Genomic DNA, 21901 nt, shown 5'->3' on the forward strand with positions numbered 1-21901 from the left:
TGGCAGCCGCATCCATGCGGCTGACACCCCGCACTGCGACACCGCCCCACCTCTGACGGATTCCGGCGGCTCTTGGTAGGTGTCGACCTTGGTCGACACATCTGTCAGATATCGAAATCGATCTGACCCCACGCCATTTCAACAGCTCGCAGAATTCTGTCGAAGGCGGGGTGGGTCCACAGGCCCTGCAGAACCTACCTACCCGTGACCCTGGCGATCGCTTCCACCAACAGCTCACCAGTCACCGGCTTGCGCAGGAAGCCGCCGATGCCGGCTGCTTCCACCTGCTGCTGCAGGTCCGGATCGGTGCGTGCGGTCACCGCCAGCAACGGCAGCATGTAGCCCTGGTTGCGCAGGTGCTGGGCCAGTTCGAAACCGCTCAGGCCCGGCAGGTCCAGATCCAGCAGGCCGACGTCGAAATCGCCGGCACTGACCTCGCGCAGCGCCGCCAGCGCATGGCCGGCATGCACCACCTCGTGGCCGCGTGCGCTCAACAGGCCACGCACCACGTCGGCCACGGTGGCATCGTCCTCGACCAGCAGCACCCGCAGCGGCGGCATGTTCGCCGCTTCGTCGCGATGCCCCTCGGCCGATGCCTCGGCATCGCTGTTCACCACCAGCGGCAACGGCAAGGTCACGCCGAAACAGGTGCCCCGGCCCAGCTGGCTCTCCACCTGGATCCGCCCCTGCATCGCATGCGCCAGCTCGCGGCAGATCGCCAGACCGAGGCCACTGCCACCGTACTGCGCGGCGGTACGGGCACCATCGGCCTGCTCGAAGCGACGGAACAGGCGCTGCTGCTGTTCCTGGCTGATGCCCGGGCCGGTATCGCGCACCTCGAAGTGCAGCGCGCGCAGCTCGCCATCGCAACGTGCGTGCAGGGTGATAGTGCCGCGGCTGGTGAATTTCACTGCGTTCGACAGCAGGTTGAGCAGGATCTGCCGCACGCGCATGGCATCACCGGTCGCCTGCAGGCCTGGCGGCAGCTGATTGTCGAGGACGAAGCGCAGGCCCTTCTGTGCAGCCAGCGGGCCCATCAGCGCCGCCAGATCCTGCAACAGGCCATTCAACGCAAACGACTGCGACTGCAGTTCCAGGCGCCCGGACTCGATTCGCGCCAGGTCCAGCGCATCGTTGACCAGGTGCAGCAGGTGCTCGCCCGCATGCCGGATCGACTGCGTGTAGCCACGCTGCTGCGGGTCCAGTGGCGAGGCCAGCAGCAGCTCGCTCATGCCCAGCACGCCGGTCATCGGCGTGCGGATCTCATGGCCAAGGTTGGCCAGGAAGCGGGTCTTGGCCGCCGAGGCCTGCTCGGCAAGCTCCTGCTTGTGCAGCGCCAGCTGGTAGGCATGGCGCCGCTGCAGGCGGCGTCGGTACAACCAGGCGAACCAGCTGGTCAGCAGCAACCCGACCGACGCCAGCACCAGCAGACCGGACAGGCTGCGCCACCACGGCGGCTGCACGCGGAATTCCAGGCTCTGCACCCGCGACCACACATGGTCGGCCGAGCGTGCCTGCACTTCCAGCCGGTAGCTGCCCGGCGCCAGGCGCGAGAACAGGCGCTCGCCGGCCGGGCCGACTTCGACCCAATCGGGGTCGTAGCCGGCCAGGCGGTAGCGGTACATATTGGACGCCGAGTCGGCGAAGGACAGCAATCGCGCGACGATGCGCAGGTCGCGGTCGCCATCGGCGATCTGCAACGGCGCATCGTGGGTCATGTCCAGCACCTGCTCGTTGCGGCGCACTTCCACCCGCTCGATCACCAGCGGGGCGCGACGGACCGAAGGCCGTACCTGCTCCGGGTCGAACACCACCGCGCCCGCTGCCGTTCCGGCCACCAGGTGGCCATCGGCCGCTGCGATCAAGGTGTGCTCGCGGAATTCCTGGCTGGGCAGCCCATCATGCACGCCGTACAGGCGCACGCTCTGCCCATCGGCACTGACGCGTACCAGGCCGCGTGCGCTGGTCGCCCAGGCCACGCCCTGCGCATCCACCACCAGACCAGAGGCGGAGATCGCCGGATAGCCCTGTTCGGCACCGACCACCGCCTGCCGTTCCAGCCTCCCCTGGCTCCAGCGGTAACGGGACAGGCGACCATCCTCGGACAACCAGACCTGGCCGTCACGGCCCACATGCAATGCATGGATCGCCGTTGCCGGCGCACCCGGCACCGGCTGGAAGCGCTCGCTTTCCGGCAGCCACTGCAGCAGGCCACGGCTGCTGGCCAGCCAGATGTGGTCCTGCGGCCCGCATTCCACATCAAGGTTGAGCTGGCCCTGCTGCAGGCCGCGCTGGCCATTGTCCAGCTGGCGCCGCACGTGGCCGTCGAGGTCGCGCTGCTGCAGGCCTGCGGGCAGCATCAACCAGAGGCTGTCGCCGTCGCAGGTCATCATCGCTTCGACGACCCCTTCCATCGCCGCATCTGCACCGGCATCACGGCCCCAACGACGCAGTTCGCGCCGCTGCGGGTCGTAGCGCACCAGCGCATCGGTTGATCCAATCCAGACCTGCCCACGCCGGTCCTCACGCACCGAGGTCAACCAGTGCATGCCGTTGACCCAGGTGCGATGCTGCTCGATCCTGCCGGTCTTCGGATCGAAGCGGTCCAGCGCGCCATGGCTGCCCACCGTCCAGACGCCGCCGTTGCTGGAGGGGCTGGTACCCAGCACGAGCGCATTGCGCAGCGAGCTGGGGTCGTCCTCCAGGCGCGACAGCACCGAGAACTGCCACCAGCGTGGCAGCAGGTGCCACAGCCCGGCATTGGTGCTGGCCAACCAGATGCCACCTTCGCGGTCCTCGTAGGCACCGGTCCAGTTCGGCCGTACCGGACCGCGCGCGATCACGCTGTACAGCGGCACGGTCTGGTACTGGCCATCGACCGCACGCCCCAGCCCGGTGCGTGTATCCAGCCAGTGCCCGCCCTGCTCGTCGCGCAGCATCATGCCCAGCACCTGCTCGCCCGGCGGCAGCTTCCACGGGGGGGCTTCGAAGCGGCCATCCGGGCGGCGCACGGTGGCGCCGGCCATCGTGCTGATCCACAGGCTGCCATCCGGTTCGGCGGTCAGCCCGTTGATCAGCAGGCTGGGGATGATGTCCGTACCGACACGCTCGAAGTCGGTCCCGGTCCAGCGCGCCACGCCATGCTTGGTGCCGATCCACAGGCTGCCATCGGCCAGCGTGGCCAGGTAGGGCACCGACGACGAAGGCAGGCTGCGCGGATTGTTCGGCTCGGGCAGGAAGCGCTGCAGGCGATCCTGGCTGTCCAGGCGGTACAGGCCGCCTTCGTGGGTACCGAACCAGATCGAGCCATCAGGCGTGCTGGCCAGGCTCCAGACCGTGTTGGTACCCATCAACGGCTGGCTGCTGCGGTCGTAGAAGTGCAGCTGGCGGCGGTCGGCCGACATGCGCACCAGGCCGGCGTTCTCGGTGCCTATCCACAACTGGTTGCGGGCATCGACCAGCACCGTCCAGATGCGGTTGTCACGCAGTCCATCCTCGGAACGCCACACGCGGTAGGTGCGGCCGTCATAGCGGGCCAGGCCATCGTTGGTGGCGATCCACAGGTAGCCGTAACGGTCCTCGGCCATGCGGTTGACGGTATTGGACGGCAGGCCATCGAACACCGTCACCTGCCGCGGGCTCGGAGGCACCGGCTGTGCCGCAGCGGGCAACGCGCAGCACAGGAGGACCAGCAGCAGCATCGCCGCCCGCAGATACACCACCGATTGCCTCCTCACGCTGGTCCTGATGATTCCCGCGCAGCGGGCGTCGGCATGGTAAACCGAAAGTCGCGCCGTTCACGCCCGGCGTCGGCGTCGTCACGCGGTCGCCTGTCGTTTCGCACGCGCCTGGGCGATGGCCGTCACCAGCAGGTCGCCGGTCACCGGCTTGCGCAGGAAGCCATCGAAGCCTGCGGCCAGCACCTGGGTTTCGGCATAGGCATCGGAACGGGCGGTCACCGCCACCAGCGGCAGTTCATAGCCCATGGTGCGCAGCTGGCGGGCGATGGCCGTACCATCCAGCGCGGGCAGATCGAGATCGAGCAGGCCGACGTCGAAACCATCGGTGGCGATCTCCGACAGCGCGCCCAGGCCATGCAGCACGTGGACCACCTCATGCCCGCGCACGCGCAGCAGGCCGGCGATGACCTCGGCCACCGTGGCATCGTCCTCGACCAGCAGGATGCGCAGCGGCGGCAGTTCCGGCAGGGCCGCCACGTCGCCCGCACTGTTGGCGGCCTGGCGCGTCCAGGGCAGGGGCAGGCGCACGCGGAACCGCGCGCCCTTGCCAGGCTGGCTGTCCACTTCGATGCGCCCCCCCATCGCCACCGCCAGTTCCTGGCAGATCGCCAACCCCAGGCCACTGCCGCCGTAGCGCGACGCGGTACGCGGGCCGTCGGCCTGTTCGAAACGATGGAACAGGCGCTGCTGCTGCTCGGCGTTGATGCCCGGGCCGCTGTCATGGACTTCGAAACACAGGCCGCCCTTTTCTTCCAGGCGTACGGCCAGGCCGACGTGGCCGCGCTCGGTGAATTTGATCGCGTTGCCGAGCAGGTTCAGCAGGATCTGGCGCACGCGCATCTCGTCGCCACTGACACTGATCGGCCCGGGCGGGTCTTCGCCGCGCTGGAACACCAGCTGGCGTTGCTGCGCCATCGGCTGCATCAGGCCCTGCACCTGGTCCAGCAGCTCCCCCAGATCGAACGGGCGCAGGTCCAGCTCCAGCCGCCCGGCTTCGATCCGGGCCAGGTCCAGGGCATCGTTGACCAGCCGCAGCAGATGGCTGCCGGCCTGCTGGATGGACCCGGCGTAGCCGCGCTGCACCGGATCCAGCGGGGTCGCCAGCAGCAGTTCGCTCATGCCCAGCACGCCGGTCATCGGCGTGCGGACTTCGTGGCCCAGCGTGGCCAGGAAACGGCTCTTGGCCTGCGAGGCCTGCTCGGCCAGCTGCTGCTTGTGCACCGTCAGCTGCCATTGCTGGCGGCGGCGCAACCGCGCGCGGATCGACCAGACCAGAACCACCAGCAGCAACGACCCCAGCAGGATGTAGCCGAATATCGCCATGCCGCTGCGCCACCACGGCGGCAGCACCTTCACCTGCAACTGCTGCGAAGGCGTCCACGTGCCCCGGGCAGTCGCAGCCTGCACCTCGATGACATAGCGGCCGGTCGGCAGCCGCGACAGGGTGCGCTGGCCATCGCCCCCCTGCTCCACCCAGTCCTGGTCGTAACCCTGCACGCGGAAGCGGTACCGGTTGCCCTGCGGGCTGGCATAGGACAGCAGCCGCGCATCGATCTGCAGATCGCGGTCGTCCGGTCCCAGCAGCAGGGTGCCAGTAAGCGGCAACGGTTGCCAGCCGCGTGCGTCGTCGCGCCGCACACGCACTTCGGCGATCACCAGCGATGAAGGCGGCAGCACGGTGTCGTCGGCATTCACATCAAAGGCGACCAGGCCGGTCTGGGTAACCGCCAACACGCGGCCATCGGCATTCACCGCAGGTGGCCGACCGGTGAACTCGGCATCGGACAGGCCATCGCGTTCGTTGAACTGTTGCAGGCGCCGCGTCTTCGGGTCCCACCGCAGCAGGCCGCGCGGCGTCGTGGCCCAGAGCTGGCCATTGTCGGCCAGCGCCAGCCCCCCCATGGTCACCGGCGGCACGCCCGCACTGCCGTCGATGCGCTGGATCAGGCGCAGGCTCATGCCATCCCACTGGTAGCGCTCGAAGGCGCCTTGGCGCGCCAGCCACAACTGCTGCGGATCGATCCATACCAGATCGTAGATCGGGCCGCGCGACACGCCAGGCACTGCCTCGAAGCGTCCGGCCTGCTCACGCCAGATGCCCATGTCGCCCATCACCCAGGGCCGGCCTTGGGCGTCGAAGCGAATCTGCTCGATCGGCGCATCGGCCGTCCCGCGGAAATGTTCCAGCGGATGACTGTGCAGCAGCCGGCCCTCTGCATCGCGCTGCTGCAGGTCCAGGCCCATCACCGACACCCACACCGTGCCATCAGGGGCCTGCCGCATCAGGTCGATGCGCTGGCGCAGGTCGGCACTGCCATCGATCCGCAGGTCACGCAATGCGCCGGTGGCCGGATCGTAGACGGTGATGCGGCCGCCGCGTCCCAGCCACAGGCGACCATCCGGGCGCGGCAGCACCGACCACACCACGCCGTTGCCGAGCTGCCGGTCGCTGGCCAGCAGACGCAGGGTGCCCTGCGCATCGAGCTGGTACACCCCTCGCGCCGAGCCGACGTAGTAGTTCTTCCCATCGCTGGCCGCGCTCAACAGGTACTGGCTGTCCAGGGGCTTGCCGTCGAGCTGGTTCCAGATCGAGAAGCGCCGCCAGTCCGGTGGCAGATAGGCCAGGCCCTGGGTCAGCAACGCCACCCACAGTCCGCCCTCGTGGTCCTGCAGCAGGTCAAGCACACCGCTGTGCGCGGTCAGGAAGCCGCTGCCGCGGTCCCCCTCCAGGCGGCGCAACGCCGCCGCATCCCCTCGCAACAGGCCATCGGAGGTACCCGCCCAGTAGCCCCCCTGGCGATCGGCCAGGACCAGGGCCGACCGCAGCTGGGCACTGTCGGCCCATCGCGGGCGACTGACCCGGTCCTGCCCATCGATGCGGTAGAGGCCATCGTTCTGGCTGCCTACCCAGATCGAACCGTCTGCATCACGGCTCAACCGGAGCACGCTCAGCCTACCCAGTTCCCGCGCGGCGACCGGCTCGAAGCCGCTGCCGTTCCAACGCGCCACACCGGCTTCGGTGCCGACCCACAGGCGGCCCCGCGCGTCGACCAGGCTGGTGAAGATGCTGTTGCTGGGCAGGCCACCCGGGCGCGCCGGATCATGGGTGTAGAGGCGCACGCTGCCGTCTTCGCCGAAACGGCAGACGCCATGGTTGTTGGTCCCGATCCACAAGGCGTCGTCGACATAGGCCAGTGCCCAGAACTGCCCCTGGCAGGTGGAATTGACCGTATCGAAGGTCTGGAAGCGTTCGCGGTCGGCATCCAGGCGTGCCACGCCCTTGCCATTGATGCCCACCCAGACCCGGTCCAGCGGGTCGATCAGCAGGGTCTCGATCTCGTTGCCTGGCAACGAGCCCGGCTGTTCCGGGTCGTGCTCCCAGACCCGCAGGCTGTTGCCGTCATAGCGGGCGAGTCCACCATCGGTGGCGGCCCATACGTGGCCCTGGCGATCCTCGGCCAGCGCCACCACCATGCGAGACGGCAAGCCTTCGGCGGCACCGAAGCGGCGCAGGCGTGGTGTTTCTGCCATGTGCAGGGTCGCAGCCGCCGTGGCCATCGCCACCAGCAGCAGTCCCATACCTGCGATGCCACGGCACCACAGGCGCCAGCCGCTCGTCATCCTGAACCCCCTGTCCTGCGCCGATTGTCACACAGGGCCGGGGTCATGGCTGCAACAGCCTGTTTCCAGCGGCGGCACCACCACGAACTGTTGCACCCATGCACGCAACGTTGGCAGGGGGCTGTGCGTATGATCGCAGCGTCCCCTTCCGGAGCCCGCCATCGATGCGTCCCTGTCTGGCCCTGCTGCCGATGCTGCTCGCCACCGCCCCTGCCTGGGCGGCCGCTGACACCTATCGCCTCGATCCGGTGCACACGCGGGTGCTGTTCTCGATCGACCACGCAGGCTACTCGCAGGCCATGGGCACGGTATCGGGCAGCGAGGGGCGCGTGCGGTTCGATCCCGACAACTGGCGCGACGCCACCGTGGAAGTGGATGTCCCGGTGTCGCGACTGGACCTTGGTGATGCCAAGTGGAACCAGGCCACGTTGGCCCGCAGCCTGCTCGACGGCGAGCGTTTCCCGACCGCGCGATTCGTCTCCACCAAGGTCGAGCCGATCGATGCCAGGCGCGCGCACGTGTCCGGCACGCTGACCCTGCGCGGGGTCAGCCAGGAAGTCACGCTGGATGTGACCCTCAACGCCATCAAGCGCTACCCGCTTCCCCCGTTCCGACGCACCGCCGGTTTTTCCGCCAGCACCACGCTGAGCCGGCGCGCGTTCGGCATCACCGCCTGGCCGGGCGTCATCGGTGATGCAGTACAACTGAGGATCGAGGCTGAAGCCACCCTCGACCGCAGCGACGCCCCGGGAACTCCCGCTCCCGTTCCGCACTCCGACCCCAAGACGGCCCCCTAGAGGACCCCTCATGACCGCCAAGAACACCCCCGCCGCCTGGGGGAGTGTCAGCCAGATCCTGCATTGGTTGATCGCACTGCTGATCCTCGCCCTGGGCGTGGTCGGCCTGACCATGGGTGAACTGCCCAAGACCCCGAAGTACTTCTGGGTCTACACCGCGCACAAGTCGATCGGCATCACCGTGCTGGCGCTGGTGCTGTTCCGCCTGGGCTGGCGCCTGTACGCCGGTGCACCGAAGCCGGTGCCGGGCGTGCCCAGCTGGCAGGAGCGCATCGCCGGCGCCACCCACGTGCTGCTGTACGTGCTGATGTTCGCCATCCCGCTGTCGGGCTGGCTGTACGACTCGGCCAGCGGCCTGCGCCCGTTCCGCTGGTTCGGCCTGGTCGACGTGCCCAAGCTGAGCGGACCCGACCCGCAGGTTGTCGCGGTATCGCATGCCATCCACGAATACGGCTTCTGGCTGTTGATCGCGGTGGTGCTGGCCCATGCCGGCGCTGCCTTCTACCACCACCTGTTCCAACGCGATGCAACGCTGTCCCGCATGTTGCCGCGCGGCTGGCTCGCCTCCCCTCAGAAGGACTGACCGATGAACCTGAAACTGACCACTCCGGCCGCCGTGGCCGCCGCCCTGGCCGGCATGCTGGCCACCGCTCCGGCACTCGCTGCCGATTACGCGCAGGCTCCCGGCGCCGGTTCGATCCTGGTGTTCGCCACCAAGTACGACGGCGAAGTGTTCACCGGCAGCTTCCCGGGCTTCGCGACCAAGCTCAGCTTCGACCCGGCCAACCCGGCCGCCGGCTCGCTGGACGTGGTGATCCCGCTGGCCGGTGCCAAGAGCGGCAACAGCGACCGCGATTCGACCCTGCAGGGTGCCGACTTCTTCAATGTTGGCAAGTTCGCCACCGCACGCTACACCGCCAAGGGCTTCCGCGCGGTGGGCAACGACCAGTTCGCCGCCGATGGCACACTGGAGCTGCGCGGCGTCAGCAAGCCGGTCACCCTCACCTTCACCTGGAAGCCGGGCACCCAACCGGTGCTGACCGGCAAGGCCACGGTCAAGCGCCTGGACTTCGGCGTCGGCGGCGGTGACTGGGCCGACACCAAGACCATCCCGGACGAAACCGCGATCAGCACGATCGTGAAGTTCGACGCGAAATAAACCGCATCTGGTAGTGCCGGCCGCTGGCCGGCATCACCGGGAACAGAGGGGTTGCCGGCCAGCGGCCGGCACTACCGATCGACGGCCAACCACGCCCGAACCGTGGCGGCGTCGAACGGCCAGTCCAGCTCGCGGTCGCCGCGCTCGTCACGCAGCACAGGCACCCGCGTGCCATAGCGCGCTTCCAGCGCCGGCTGGTCGTCCAGGAACACCGATTCGAACTCCGGCGCCCGTGCCCTGGCCAGCTCGGCCAGGGCCATGTCGCACAGGTGGCAATCGTCACGTTGGATAAGGGTCAACACCGGCCGGGCTCCCGTGGCGGAAATGCTGCGCCGCAGCCATGGAAGTGCGGCGTGAACCGCTAGAATAGCGATCTCTTCCGGTACCCGCAGTACGGCAACCATGGCTGTCAGCACGTTCGACGTTTTCAAGATCGGCATTGGCCCGAGTTCCTCGCACACCGTCGGGCCGATGAAGGCCGCCGAGCGATTCATCCATCGCTGGCTGCTCGACCCGGGCCGCCTGCACGAGGTCGCGCGCATCCGCGCCGATGTCTATGGCTCGCTGGCACTGACCGGCCGCGGCCACGGCACCGACAAGGCGATCCTGCTGGGCCTGGAAGGCCAGCGGCCGAACCTGATCGACCCGGACATCATTCCGGCCACGCTGGAGCGCATCCGCAGCAGCAAGCGCATCCAGCTGATGGGCCAGCACGAGATCGCCTTCGACGAGAAGCGCGACCTCGGCATGAACAAGCGCCAGAAGCTGCCCTACCACACCAACGGCATGCGCTTCACTGCCTACAACGCCGACGACGAAGTGATCGCCACCCGCGACTACTACTCGGTGGGCGGCGGCTTCGTGGTCAACCAGGACGACGCGGCCGATGATCGCATCGTGCCCGACGAGACCCCGCTACCCTACCCTTTCAAGAGCGGCGATGAGCTGCTGGCGCAGACCGCGCGCAGCGGCCTGAGCATTGCCCAGCTGATGTTCGAGAACGAGAAGTGCTGGCGCAGCGAAGACGAGATCCGCGCGCAGCTGCGCGAGATCTGGAGTGCGATGCAGTCGTGCGTGGCGCGCGGCATCCGCGAGGAAGGCGTGCTGCCGGGTGGCCTGAAGGTGGGCCGTCGTGCACCGGCGCTGTACCGCGAGCTGTCGTCGAAGCCGGAAGCGGCGATGCGCGACCCGCTGACCACGCTGGACTGGGTCAACCTGTACGCGCTGGCCGTGAACGAGGAGAACGCGGCCGGTGGCCGTGTGGTGACCGCGCCGACCAACGGTGCGGCCGGTGTGCTGCCGGCGGTGCTGCACTACTTCGACCGCTTCTGCCCGGGCGCGAACGAACAGCGCGTGTTCGACTTCCTGCTGACCTCGGCGGCGATCGGCATCCTCTACAAGGAAAACGCCTCGATTTCCGGCGCCGAAGTGGGCTGCCAGGGCGAGGTTGGCGTGGCCTGCTCGATGGCGGCCGGCGGCCTGGTCGCGGCACTGGGTGGCAACCCCAGCCAGATCGAGAACGCCGCAGAAATCGGCATGGAACACAACCTGGGCCTGACCTGCGACCCGATCGGTGGCCTGGTGCAGATCCCCTGCATCGAACGCAACGCGATGGGCGCGGTGAAGGCGATCAATGCCTCGCGCATGGCGATGCGTGGCGACGGCAAGCACAAGGTGTCGCTGGACAAGGTGATCAAGACCATGCGCGATACCGGCCGCGACATGCAGGACAAGTACAAGGAAACCAGCCGCGGTGGCCTGGCGGTGAACGTCATCGAGTGCTGAGTTGTAGAGCCGGGCACCTGCCCGGCTGATGGGGCAGGAGCAGCCGGGGGTGGCCCCGGCTCTACATCGGACGACACCATCACCGCGTTCCGGTTAGGCTCGGGGCTCCCCCATCCCGGATTGCCCCATGCGCGTGATCGCTGCTGCCCTGCTTGCCTGCCTTCCGCTGCCTGCCCTGGCCGCGCCCAGCTACGGGCCGCGCCTGGAGGGCTTCGACTACGGCTATCCGGTGAAGACCTTCGCGCTGGAATCGCAGCGGCAGCCGCTGGAGATGGCCTACCTGGACATCGCACCGAAGAAGACTCCGATCGGCGTGGTGGTGCTGCTGCATGGCAAGAACTTCTGTGCGGCCACCTGGAAGGAATCGATCAAGCCGCTGGTTGCCGCCGGCTACCGGGTGATCGCTCCGGACCAGGTCGGCTTCTGCAAATCCAGCAAGCCCGAGCGCTACCAGTACACGTTCGCACAGCTGGCAGCCAACACCCATGCCCTGCTGCAGCAGCTGCAACTGGGCGACGTGCCAGTGCACCTGGTCGGACATTCGATGGGCGGCATGCTGGCGGTGCGCTACGCGCTGATGTACCCGCAGGACCTGCGCAGCCTATCGCTGGTCAACCCGATCGGACTGGAAGACTGGAAGGCGCTGGGCGTGCCATGGCGCAGCGTGGACGCGTGGTATGCCGGTGAAATGAACATCAGCTACGACAGCATCCGCCGCTACCAGCTGGATGTGTACTACGACGGCAAATGGAAGCCGGCCTACGAACCCTGGGCGCGGATGCAGTCAGGCATGTACGAAGGGCCCGGCAAGCAGGCCGTCGCATGGAGCCAGGCGCTGGCCTCGGACATGGTGTTCAACCAGCCGGTGGTCTACGAACTGAAGAACCTGCAGGTGCCGACTACGTTGTTCATCGGCCAGAAGGACCGCACCGCGATCGGCCGCGACCTGGCGCCGCCTGCGGTGAAGGCGACGCTGGGCAACTATTCGGTGCTCGGCAAGTCCGCGGCCGCGACGATTCCCGGCGCCACGCTGGTCGAGTTCGCCGAACTGGGCCATTCGCCGCAGGTGCAGGACCCGAAGCAGTTCAACGCCGCGTTGCTGAAGTCCTTGAAGTCACGCTGACCGGCAGGGCGCCCCTGTAGAGCCGAGCCCATGCTCGGCTCATCCAGCAGGAGGGGATCTCGCCAGTAGCAGCCGAGCATGGGCTCGGCTCTACAAGAACTGTGCGATCAGCCGACGATCCGCAGCACGTCATCCAGCAACGCGGCGGCGGTGACTTCCGCGCCCGCACCCGGGCCTTGAATCAACAGCGGCTGGCGACGGTAGCGATCACTGTGGATGGCGACGCGGTTGTCGGTCCCCGCACCCTGCGCCAACGGGTGATCAGCCGGCAGCTCGCGCAGGCCCACCTGCGCACCCTCACCGTCAACACGGCCAACGAAACGCAACACGCGGCCGTTTTTGCGTGCCTGCTGCCAACGCGCCTGCAACGGCGCATCCAGCTGCTCCAGCGCAGCCACTGCGCCCTCCAGCGGCAACGCGGCCAGCGTTTCAGGTACCAGTGAATCCACCTGCACCTGCGAAGCATCCAGCGCCAGCCCGCTGCTGCGGGCCAGGATCAGCAGCTTGCGCCGCACGTCTTCGCCGGACAGATCCAGGCGCGGATCGGGCTCGGTGTAGCCGGCCGCCAACGCTTCGCGCACCGCCGCCGAGAACGGCGACTGGCCGTCGTAACGATGGAACAGCCACGCCAGCGAACCGGACAGCACACCCTCGATGGCATGGATGTGATCGCCACCGGCCACCAGCGCGCGCAGGCTGCTCAGCAGCGGCAGGCCCGCGCCGACGGTGGCGCTGTCGCCATAGCGCGCACCACTGTCTGCGCAGCTTTCGGCAATCGCCTGCGCGCGTGCGAGCTGCGCACCACGGCCCAGCTTGTTGGCGGTCACCACATGCACGCCGCGCGCCAGCCACTGCACGTGACGTGCGGCCACGTCTTCGCTGGCGGTGGCATCGACCACCACATCGCCACGCTCCAGCCCTTCGGTGCTGGCCCACGCCGGCGAACTCTGGCCATCGCGTGGCGCACGTCGCGCCAGCTCCAGCGGCAGCACCAGGTCACGATCGATCTCCAGCGCAGTGCGTGAATTGGCCAGCCACTGCACGCTGGGCAGTTCCAGCCCACGCGCCCGCAATGCCTGGTAACGCTGCACGAAGGCCGAGCCGACCGTGCCAGTGCCCAGCAGCGCCAGGCGTCCCACGCCCAGCGCAGGAATGTCGGCGGCGAGCGCGCTCATGCATCCACCACCTGTTTGCGGCGTGCGGCCGCATCGATCACGACTTCGGCGCGCTGCAGCGCGGCACCGAGATCGGCCAGCAGGTCGCGCTCGGCCTCGATGCCGACCGACAGGCGCAGCAGCCCTTCGCTGATGCCAGCGGCGGCACGTGCTTCTGGGGTCATCGCCGCATGGGTCATGGTCGCCGGATGGGCGATCAGGCTTTCGACGCCGCCCAGCGATTCGGCCAGGGTGAAGCAGCGCAGGCCATCCACGAATGCGCGCACTGCCGCGTGCGGATCTTCACCGGCGCAGTGCGCAAGCTCGAACGACAGCATCGCACCGAAGCCGTTCTGCTGGCGTGCGGCGATGGCATGGCCGGGATGTTCGGCCAGGCCCGGGTAGTACACCGTGCCGACCGCCGGATGCCGGTCCAGCAGGGCGACGATCGAGGCGGTATTTTCCTGGTGCACGCGCAGGCGCGCATCCAGCGTGCGCAGGCCACGCAGCGTCAGGAAGGCATCGAACGGTGAACCCGTCAGGCCCAGCGCGTTGCCCCACCACACCAGCTGCTCGTGCAGTGCCGGATCACGCGCGACCACTGCCCCGCCTACCACATCGCTGTGGCCGTTGATGTACTTCGTGGTGGAATGCAGCACCAGGTCCGCACCGAACGACAGCGGTTGCTGCAGCGCTGGCGACAGGAACGTGTTGTCGACCACCACGAGAGCGCCGGCCTTGTGCGCGGCATCGATGACGAAGCGCAGGTCGGTGATGCGCAGCAGAGGGTTGGACGGCGTTTCCACCAGCACCAGCTTCGGCTGGGTGGCCAACGCCTGCGCCAGTGCACGCGGATCGGTCAGGTCGGCGGTGACCAGTTCAAAGTGGCCCTTCCTGGCCAGCGCATTGAACAGGCGCCAGCTGCCGCCGTACGCATCGTGCGGCACCACCAGGGTATCGCCCGGCTGCAGCAGTGCGTTCAGCACCAGGTTGATCGCGCCCATGCCGGTGGCGGTGACCACACCACCGACGCCGCCTTCCAGTTCCGCCAGCGCCTCACCCAGCAGGTCGCGGGTCGGGTTGCCACTGCGCGTGTAGTCGTACTGGCGCTTGTTGCCGAAGCCGTCGAAGCTGAAGTTCGACGACAGCACGATCGGCGGTGTGACCGCGCCATGCGCGGTGTCCCGATCGATGCCCGCACGGACGGCGGCAGTGGTGCGACTACAGGACGGCTCGTTGGCGTGCAGGCTCATGCGGACTCTCCAGAGGTGCGGAAGGCGGTGGCGAGGATCGCGTCGATGCGATCGGTTTCTTTGAGGAAGGCGTCGTGGCCATAGGGCGAACGCAGCACGCGCAGGCTGCCGCGCGGGCCCAGCCCTTCGACCAGGCCGACCAGGTCGGCCAGCGGCACCAGGCGGTCGCCCTCCACGGCGACCACCACGGTCGGTGGCAGGATCGCGGCGGGGTCGACACGGTGCAGGTCGATCGATTCGGACAGGCGCAGGTAGGCGGTCACCGGCGTGCGCGCGACGTACTGCGCGCCGGCGGCGTCGAGGTAGTCTTCGGCGGCCACGCGCACGCGGCCATTGATGACCTCCGGCGCGGCGTCGAAGCGCTCGCCGAATTCTTCCGGGGTGCGGTAGCTGAGCATGGCGAACTGCCTGGCCAGGGCCAGGCCGTGGTCTTCGCCGCACTGCAGCTGGCCCAGCGCAACCGCGCGGCGCTGCAGCGCGCGCCACGCGGCGGCATAGGGATGCGGGCGGTGCGCGCCGCTGGCCAGCACCAGCTGGCGCACGCGGGCGCGGTGACGGATCGCGAACTGCTGGCCGACCAGCGCGCCATACGAATAGCCGACGAAGGCCTTCAGCGTGCGGATGCCGAGATGGTCCAGCAACAGCGCCAGCGCATCGGCCTGGTCGGCAGTATCGATCGGCACATCCAGTGCACCGTCGGCACCGATGAAATCGAAGGCCAGCACGCGCAGCTGCTGCGGGTCGAGCGCGCGGCCGCTACCCACAAGCGCTTCGGCCCAGCCCTTCTCGCTGAACTGTGCATTGGACGCCACGTGGCGATGGGCGGAAATGCCACCGGCCAGCACCACCACCGGTGCGTTGGCCGGGCCCACCCACTCATAGCGCAGGCGCACCGGGCTGGGGCCTGCATGGCGCATCGACAGCACCGCGGCGAACTCACCGCGCTCCGCGTGCACGCGGTCTGCGACCGGCACGCTGACGGGGACAAAGGGTTCGGGGCGAATGGCGGTACTGGCAGCGAAGCTCATGGCGGGATCCGGTTGGGGAATCGGCCATCGAGCCTTCGCGGGCCCGCGTTCGATATGCACGTGGGGTGCATGGTTCGAACCATCTTTCGGTGGACGCCACGGTCCCCGCAGGATTTGGCACCTACGCAGACGCTTGCGCGCCTGCGGGCTGCCCCGGCTTCAAAGGGCCTGTCCCTCTGCCGGTCTCGATGGTGGAGCCACGATGCCAGCCCTTTCCGGCACTGTCAATCCCTTCATGCGGATAAAGCGATAGATATTTCCAGGATCACTCTGCGAGGGCCGTCCCGGTCGCCCCGTTCAGGATCGGGTACAGTCCCGGCGGTCCTCTTGCTGGAAACGCCGATGCCGCGCCTGCCCCTGTCCTGCCTGCTGTTGCCTCTGCTGGCGAGCGCGACCGCATACGCCGGCGACTGGCGCCAGGGCTGGGGACTGGCTCCCCCTTCCGCCCCTGCCACCCGCGCAGGCAGTGCCGAGGGCGCCGTCCCCATGGCCCGGTTGCGCCTGCAGCCGGTCGGTACGCAATGGCAGGCGCGGATCGACAACGGGCTGGCAGGGCCGCTGCAGATCCAGCTGCGCGCCGCCCCCGGACACCCGGTCGAAGGCCTCCCGGTCGAGTCGCTGATCCAGGGCGACAGCAGCCTGGTGGTCGGCCACCTGCCCGCCCCGATCGATGGCCGCATGCTGGATCTGCGCCTGCAGTCGGTGCCGGGCAACCCGGCCGCACAGGCCGAAGATGTCGGCTATCGCCTGCCGTTCGATGCGGCCCGCCTGCGTGTAGACCAGGCACCGCAGGGGCGATTCAGCCATGACGACGAGGAGAACCGCGACGCGGTCGACTTCGCACTGCCGGAGGGCACCCTGGTGCTGGCCGCGCGCGAGGGCACGGTGATGCAGATCCAGGATGGCTTCCGTGGCAACGGCCAGGACCGCGAGCGCGATGGTGCCCGTGCCAATTTCATCCGCGTGCTGCACAGCGACGGCAGCATGGCCCTGTACGGCCACCTCCAGGCCGGCGGCATGCGCGTGCGCCGCGGCCAGGCGGTGGGAGCCGGGCAACCGATCGGCCTGTCCGGCAACAGCGGCTACAGCACTGCGCCGCACCTGCACTTCGTGGTGCAGGTCAACCGCGGCATGGGCCTGCGCTCGGTGCCGGTGCGCATCTTCGCCGGGCAGGGCCAGCTGCAGTTCGCCCGCCACAGCGAGGCCGACGGCGGTATCGGGCGCTGACCGGCCCCGGCCGGTATAATCGGGCGCTTATCTCTTTGAAAAGCGCCCCGGGCGGGCGCCACTGCCATGTCCGAAGTCGCCAACGAAGCGTCGCGTCGCCGCACCTTCGCCATCATTTCCCACCCTGACGCCGGCAAGACCACGCTGACCGAAAAGCTGCTGCTGTTCGGAGGCGCGATCCAGATGGCCGGTTCGGTCAAGGGCCGCAAGGCCGCCCGCCACGCCACCTCCGACTGGATGGCGCTGGAAAAGGAGCGCGGCATCTCCGTCACCTCCTCGGTGATGCAGTTCCCGTACGAAGGCAAGATCGTCAACCTGCTTGACACCCCTGGTCACGCCGACTTCGGCGAGGACACCTACCGCGTGCTGACCGCAGTGGACTCGGCGCTGATGGTGATCGACGTGGCCAAGGGCGTGGAAGAGCGCACCATCAAGCTGATGGAGGTGTGCCGCCTGCGCGACACCCCGATCATGACCTTCATCAACAAGCTCGACCGCGAGGGCAAGGACCCGATCGAGCTGCTGGATGAAGTGGAGACCGTGCTCGGCATCCAGTGCGCGCCGGTCACCTGGCCGATCGGCATGGGCCAGCGCCTGAAGGGCGTGGTTCACCTGCTGACCGGCGAAGTGCACCTGTACGAACCGGGTCGCAACTTCACCCGCCAGGACTCGACCATCTTCCCATCCATCGATGCGCCCGGCCTGGCCGAGAAGATCGGTGCGCAGATGCTGGCCGACCTGCGCGACGAACTGGAACTGGTGCAGGGCGCCAGCCATCCGTTCGATCTGGACGCTTACCGCGCCGGCAAGCAGACCCCGGTGTTCTTCGGGTCGGGCGTGAACAACTTCGGCGTGCAGCCGCTGCTGGACTTCTTCGTCGAGCATGCGCCGTCGCCGCAGGCGCGAACCACCACCGGCCGCGAAATCGCACCGGAAGAGAACAAGCTGACCGGCTTCGTGTTCAAGATCCAGGCCAACATGGACCCGCAGCACCGTGACCGCGTGGCATTCATGCGGGTCTGTTCGGGCCGTTTCAGCGCCGGCATGAAGACCTTCCACGTGCGCACCGGCAAGGAAATGAAGCTGGCCAACGCGCTGACCTTCATGGCCAGCGACCGCGAGATCGCGGCCGAAGCGTGGCCCGGCGACGTGATCGGCATCCACAACCACGGCACCATCTCCATCGGCGATACCTTCACCGAAGGCGAAGCGGTGACCTTCACCGGCATTCCCAACTTCGCCCCGGAACTGTTCCGCCGCGCACGCCTGCGTGATCCGCTCAAGCTCAAGCAGCTGCAGAAGGGCCTGGCCCAGCTGTCCGAGGAAGGCGCGACCCAGTTCTTCCGCCCGCTGACCAGCAACGACCTGATCCTGGGTGCCGTCGGCGTGCTGCAGTTCGACGTGGCGGCCTACCGCCTGAAGGACGAGTACGGTGTGGAAGCCACCTTCGAGCCGGTCAGCGTGACCACTGCGCGCTGGGTCCACTGCAGCAACGAGAAGAAGCTGGAAGAGTTCCGCGAGAAGAATGCGCTCAACCTGGCGCTGGATGCGGCCGGTCACCTGGTCTACCTCGCTCCGACCCGGGTCAACCTGCAGCTGGCCCAGGAACGCTCGCCGGATGTGCGTTTCTCGGCCACACGCGAAGCGGCGCACACCGTTTCGGCAGGCTGATGCCACGGGGTCGGATCCCTTTCCGCAAGGAAAGGGCTCTGACCCCGCCGTCGCAACGCAGGGATTCACCCACCATACGGTGACGGGCGTGCACGTGCCGCCCATCGCGGCGATGATAGAGGGGTGCGGGTCCCCCTCCCCGCGAACGATGCCTACGCCATGTCCACGACTTCCGTTGCTTCGATCCGCGAAGAAATCGCCAGCGCCCTGACCCACGGCCTCGGTGCCGTGCTCGCCCTGGGCGCCGGTGCGGTGCTGATCACCCTGGCCGCGATCTACAGCGATGGCTGGCAGCTGGCCGGCGCCATCGTGTTCGGCATCGCGCTGCTGCTGCTGTACACCGCGTCCACCCTGTACCACGCCATCCAGCACCCGGTCGCCAAGGGCCGGCTCAAAGTGTTCGACCACTGTGCGATCTACGTACTGATCGCCGGCACCTATACCCCATTCACCCTGATCGGCCTGCGCGGCCCGTGGGGCTGGGGCCTGTTCGCCGCGATCTGGACCCTGGCCCTGGCCGGCGTGGTGTTCAAGCTGTTCTACACCGGTCGCTTCAAGCGCCTGTCCACTGCCATCTACGTGGCCATGGGCTGGCTGGTGATCGTGGCGGTCAAGCCGATGCTGGCCTCGATCGACGGCTGGACGCTGGGCTGGCTGCTGGCCGGCGGCCTGTCCTACACGCTGGGCACCTATTTCTACCACCGCGAATCGATTCCCTATTCGCATGCGATCTGGCACCTGTTCGTCATCGGTGGCAGCGTCTGCCACTTCGTCGCGGTCACCATGCAGGTGCTGTAGCACCGGCCCGTGCGTGGCGCGTGCACGCCGCGCACATGGACGCTTCGCGCCCCGTCCACGATGAGGGGGCAACCATGGCAGCGTGAATGCCGCCGCCTCCCCTGCCACAAAGCGCACGAACCGCTGGCGCCTGGGCCGCCCCGGCCCGCGAGGCCGGCGCTGGTTGACGCTGCTGATCTTCCTGCTCGCGGCGATCCTGGTACTGATCGCACTGTGGGACTGGAACTGGTTCAAAGGCCCTGTCGAGCGCGCCGTGCAGGCCCGTACCGGCCGTGCACTGCACATCGGCCATCTGGATGTCGACCTCGGCCGGACCAGCACCATCCGTGCCGATGCGATCACCTTCGCCAATGCCGGTTGGGCGAAGCAGCCGAACATGGTCACGGCCGACCGCGTCGAGATCGACGTGCGCGTGTGGCCCCTGCTGCGCGGCAGCGTGCAGCTGCCGGAAGTGCGCCTGACCCGACCGGACGTGCTGCTGGAAACCGCCCCACGCCAGGGCGAGCCGGGCAACTGGGACTTCCTCGGTGACAGCGCTGGCGGCACCAGCCCGCAGCTCAAGCGCCTGCGCGTCGACGACGGCCGGCTGCAGTTCCTCGACGCACCGGGCCGTACCGACATCCGCGTGGGCGTGCGCAGCGGCCAGCCGAAGCAGGCAGATGCCTCGCCGCCGCTGCTGGTGCAGGGCAAGGGCCACTGGCAGGGCAATGCGTTCACCCTGCAGGGCGGAACCGAATCGCCGCTGGAACTGACCAACAGCGACCACCCGTTCCGCATCCACCTCGACGGCCGCGCCGGCGCCACCCACGCGGTGGCCAGCGGCACGCTGACCAATCCGTTCCAGCTGCGCGTGTTCGACCTGCAGTTCGCACTCAGTGGCCAGGACCTGGCCGATCTCTACCCATTGCTCGGCATCGCCATTCCGCCGTCCCCGCCCTACGCGCTGAACGGACGCCTGAAGCGCGACCACGACGTCTGGCGTTACGACGGTTTCACCGGCAAGGTGGGCGACAGCGACCTCGGTGGCAGTCTTCAGTTCGAGGTGGGCCGCGACCGTCCGCGGCTGACCGCGACGCTGGAATCCAAGCGCCTGGACTTCGATGACCTGGCCGGCTTCGTCGGCGCGCCGCCGAAGACCGGCGGCGGCGAAACCGCCAATGCGGAGCAGAAGGCCGAGGCCGCACGGGTGGCCGCGCGCGCGCGCGTGCTTCCGGACACGCCCTACAACCTCGGCAAGCTGCGTGCGATGGATGCCGATGTGCGCTGGAAGGCCCACCGCATCAACGCACCGTCATTGCCATTGGACGACATGGACGCCCATCTGCTGCTGGATGACGGGGTGCTGCGGCTGGCCCCGCTGAACTTCGGCGTCGCCGGCGGCGATATCCGCAGCACCATCCGCATGGACGCACGCCAGCCGCAGATCAGCACTGCGCTGAAGGCGAGCGTGCGCGGCGTTCAGCTGGGCCAGCTGTTCCCCGATGCCAAGCTGGCCGAACAGGCCAAGGGCGGCATCGGCGGTGAGGTGGACCTGAGTGGCCGCGGCAATTCGATCGCCGCGATGCTCGGCAGCAGCAGCGGCAAGGTCGGCCTGGCGATGGGCCGTGGCCACGTCGGCAACCTGGTGATGGAGCTGGCCGGCCTGGATATCACCGAATCGCTGAAGTTCCTGGTGACCGGCGACAAGCAGATTCCCCTGCGCTGCGCCTTCGCCGACTTCGGTGTGCGCGACGGCCTGATGACCAGCCAGGCACTGGCGGTGGACACCACCGACACGATCCTCATCGGCGAAGGCACCGTCAGCCTGCGCGACGAAACCCTGGACCTGCTGTTGAAGCCGCGCCCCAAGGACAGGAGCATCCTGGTACTGCGCTCGCCGCTGCACGTTGCCGGCACGTTCAAGGACCCGTCGTTCCGCCCCGACTTCAAGGCGCTGGGCATCCGCGGTGCGGTGGCCCTGGCACTGGGCAGCATCGCCCCGCCGGCGGCGCTGCTGGCGACGATCGAGCTGGGGCCGGGCAAGGATGCCGACTGCGGTGGGCAGTATGCGAAGTAGGTTTACAGCGTTGTTCGCGGCGCCTCTTTTCCCGCGCGTAGAGCCGGAGCAGGGCGACAGGCAGGACACGCCGTAAATACGTCCCTGTAGGCTCGGTCGGCGCATCCATGCGCCTCACGGTCCTGCCTGCCGCCTTGCTCCGGCTCCGGACAGTTTCCTGCGCGCGCGGAACTAGAGCGAAATTCAAAGTCAAAAGAAGAAAGCAAAGTCAAAAGCTGTTGCCAACCAAGGTTGGCGGCTACCAAAAGCGAGCCATCGCGCATGTGCGCACCGCACTCACAGGAACGTGTCCAGAGGCGGAGGGTGCGGCTGGGCAGGACCGTGAGGCGCATGGATGCGCCGATCGAGCCCCCATGGATGGGTTTACGGCGTGTCCTGCCCAGCCGCACCCTCCGCCTCCCAACGTATCAGGAAGGCGCTGCTTTGGCTTTGGCTGTGGCTTTGAGCTTCGAAAAGCGGGCCGGCGGGCCGCAGGCCCGCCAGCGACAC

The 21901-nt window shown here is 68.1% G+C and carries 15 protein-coding genes and 1 riboswitch; of the genes, 9 read left to right on the forward strand and 6 right to left on the reverse strand.

Annotated elements, in window-relative coordinates:
• Positions 1–194: 194 nt before the first annotated feature.
• Both ACSDHM_RS13820 and ACSDHM_RS13825 read right to left on the reverse strand, forming a co-directional pair.
• Positions 195–3722, reverse strand: a complete 3528-nt coding sequence (locus ACSDHM_RS13820) for an ATP-binding protein (protein WP_439426332.1) — start codon at positions 3720–3722, stop codon at positions 195–197.
• 96 nt (positions 3723–3818) lie between these two features.
• Positions 3819–7361, reverse strand: coding sequence for a hybrid sensor histidine kinase/response regulator (locus ACSDHM_RS13825; RefSeq protein ID WP_353761586.1), 3543 nt, complete (start codon positions 7359–7361; stop codon positions 3819–3821).
• Positions 7362–7525: 164 nt separating this feature from the next.
• Between ACSDHM_RS13825 and ACSDHM_RS13830 the strand changes: the two genes are divergently transcribed.
• From ACSDHM_RS13830 to ACSDHM_RS13840, 3 genes are read left to right on the forward strand one after another with little or no spacing between them, the layout of a single operon-like run.
• Complete coding sequence (locus ACSDHM_RS13830) at positions 7526–8158, forward strand: YceI family protein (protein ID WP_088496806.1); 633 nt, start codon at positions 7526–7528, stop codon at positions 8156–8158.
• Between the two features lie 10 nt (positions 8159–8168).
• Positions 8169–8741 carry a cytochrome b gene (locus ACSDHM_RS13835; protein WP_088496805.1) on the forward strand — a complete coding sequence of 191 codons (573 nt, stop codon included), beginning with the start codon at positions 8169–8171 and terminating at the stop codon, positions 8739–8741.
• A gap of 3 nt (positions 8742–8744) precedes the next feature.
• The gene (locus tag ACSDHM_RS13840; RefSeq protein WP_021202032.1) at positions 8745–9317 is read left to right on the forward strand and encodes a YceI family protein; all 573 of its coding nucleotides are present in this window, start codon (positions 8745–8747) and stop codon (positions 9315–9317) included.
• A gap of 71 nt (positions 9318–9388) precedes the next feature.
• Here the strand turns inward: ACSDHM_RS13840 and ACSDHM_RS13845 are convergent, their stop codons facing one another.
• A complete protein-coding gene (locus ACSDHM_RS13845; protein WP_111200768.1) occupies positions 9389–9619 on the reverse strand; it encodes a glutaredoxin family protein in 231 nt (76 codons plus the stop codon).
• A gap of 100 nt (positions 9620–9719) precedes the next feature.
• On the opposite strand from ACSDHM_RS13845, the gene ACSDHM_RS13850 reads away from it, so the two are divergent.
• On the forward strand, positions 9720–11102 hold the full coding sequence (locus ACSDHM_RS13850) for an L-serine ammonia-lyase (protein ID WP_049415888.1): 1383 nt from the start codon (positions 9720–9722) through the stop codon (positions 11100–11102).
• Between the two features lie 127 nt (positions 11103–11229).
• Complete coding sequence (locus ACSDHM_RS13855; protein ID WP_072168570.1) at positions 11230–12225, forward strand: alpha/beta fold hydrolase; 996 nt, start codon at positions 11230–11232, stop codon at positions 12223–12225.
• A 107-nt stretch (positions 12226–12332) separates the two neighbouring features.
• Here ACSDHM_RS13855 and ACSDHM_RS13860 read toward each other — a convergent pair whose 3' ends face one another.
• The 3 genes from ACSDHM_RS13860 to metX are packed head-to-tail and all read right to left on the reverse strand — an operon-like array spanning position 12333 to position 15660.
• The gene (locus ACSDHM_RS13860) at positions 12333–13400 is read right to left on the reverse strand and encodes a homoserine dehydrogenase (protein WP_088496804.1); all 1068 of its coding nucleotides are present in this window, start codon (positions 13398–13400) and stop codon (positions 12333–12335) included.
• Entirely contained in the window at positions 13397–14632 is a 1236-nt protein-coding gene (locus ACSDHM_RS13865; protein ID WP_111200760.1) for an O-succinylhomoserine (thiol)-lyase, read from the reverse strand. The genes ACSDHM_RS13860 and ACSDHM_RS13865 overlap by 4 nt, the downstream gene beginning before the upstream one ends.
• Complete coding sequence (gene metX, locus ACSDHM_RS13870) at positions 14629–15660, reverse strand: homoserine O-succinyltransferase MetX (protein WP_049415906.1); 1032 nt, start codon at positions 15658–15660, stop codon at positions 14629–14631. The genes ACSDHM_RS13865 and metX overlap by 4 nt, the downstream gene beginning before the upstream one ends.
• A gap of 76 nt (positions 15661–15736) precedes the next feature.
• Positions 15737–15855: riboswitch (SAM riboswitch) on the reverse strand.
• Between the two features lie 147 nt (positions 15856–16002).
• On the opposite strand from metX, the gene ACSDHM_RS13875 reads away from it, so the two are divergent.
• The 4 genes from ACSDHM_RS13875 to ACSDHM_RS13890 all read left to right on the forward strand — a co-directional run bounded on the left by ACSDHM_RS13875 (position 16003) and on the right by ACSDHM_RS13890 (position 21412).
• Positions 16003–16887: a M23 family metallopeptidase gene (locus ACSDHM_RS13875; RefSeq protein ID WP_252744515.1), complete on the forward strand. Its 885-nt coding sequence runs from the start codon at positions 16003–16005 to the stop codon at positions 16885–16887.
• Between the two features lie 66 nt (positions 16888–16953).
• Positions 16954–18558: a peptide chain release factor 3 gene (locus ACSDHM_RS13880; protein WP_049415910.1), complete on the forward strand. Its 1605-nt coding sequence runs from the start codon at positions 16954–16956 to the stop codon at positions 18556–18558.
• A gap of 159 nt (positions 18559–18717) precedes the next feature.
• On the forward strand, positions 18718–19356 hold the full coding sequence (gene trhA / locus ACSDHM_RS13885) for a PAQR family membrane homeostasis protein TrhA (RefSeq protein WP_005418403.1): 639 nt from the start codon (positions 18718–18720) through the stop codon (positions 19354–19356).
• A gap of 82 nt (positions 19357–19438) precedes the next feature.
• On the forward strand, positions 19439–21412 hold the full coding sequence (locus tag ACSDHM_RS13890; protein WP_404830541.1) for an AsmA family protein: 1974 nt from the start codon (positions 19439–19441) through the stop codon (positions 21410–21412).
• Positions 21413–21901: the final 489 nt, after the last annotated feature.

It is taken from the genome of Stenotrophomonas sp. T8, assembly GCF_051853085.1.
GTDB lineage: Bacteria > Pseudomonadota > Gammaproteobacteria > Xanthomonadales > Xanthomonadaceae > Stenotrophomonas > Stenotrophomonas sepilia.

Bases quoted from the DNA above. Each gene is read 5' to 3' on its own strand.
- ACSDHM_RS13865 (WP_111200760.1), bottom strand. From the start codon at position 14,632: ATGAGCCTGCACGCCAACGAGCCGTCCTGTAGTCGCACCACTGCCGCC.
- ACSDHM_RS13860 (WP_088496804.1), bottom strand. From the start codon at position 13,400: ATGAGCGCGCTCGCCGCCGACATTCCTGCGCTGGGCGTGGGACGCCTG.
- ACSDHM_RS13825 (WP_353761586.1), bottom strand. From the start codon at position 7,361: ATGACGAGCGGCTGGCGCCTGTGGTGCCGTGGCATCGCAGGTATGGGA.
- ACSDHM_RS13875 (WP_252744515.1), top strand. From the start codon at position 16,003: ATGCCGCGCCTGCCCCTGTCCTGCCTGCTGTTGCCTCTGCTGGCGAGC.
- ACSDHM_RS13840 (WP_021202032.1), top strand. From the start codon at position 8,745: ATGAACCTGAAACTGACCACTCCGGCCGCCGTGGCCGCCGCCCTGGCC.
- metX (WP_049415906.1), bottom strand. From the start codon at position 15,660: ATGAGCTTCGCTGCCAGTACCGCCATTCGCCCCGAACCCTTTGTCCCC.
- ACSDHM_RS13830 (WP_088496806.1), top strand. From the start codon at position 7,526: ATGCGTCCCTGTCTGGCCCTGCTGCCGATGCTGCTCGCCACCGCCCCT.
- trhA (WP_005418403.1), top strand. From the start codon at position 18,718: ATGTCCACGACTTCCGTTGCTTCGATCCGCGAAGAAATCGCCAGCGCC.
- ACSDHM_RS13880 (WP_049415910.1), top strand. From the start codon at position 16,954: ATGTCCGAAGTCGCCAACGAAGCGTCGCGTCGCCGCACCTTCGCCATC.
- ACSDHM_RS13850 (WP_049415888.1), top strand. From the start codon at position 9,720: ATGGCTGTCAGCACGTTCGACGTTTTCAAGATCGGCATTGGCCCGAGT.
- ACSDHM_RS13835 (WP_088496805.1), top strand. From the start codon at position 8,169: ATGACCGCCAAGAACACCCCCGCCGCCTGGGGGAGTGTCAGCCAGATC.
- ACSDHM_RS13855 (WP_072168570.1), top strand. From the start codon at position 11,230: ATGCGCGTGATCGCTGCTGCCCTGCTTGCCTGCCTTCCGCTGCCTGCC.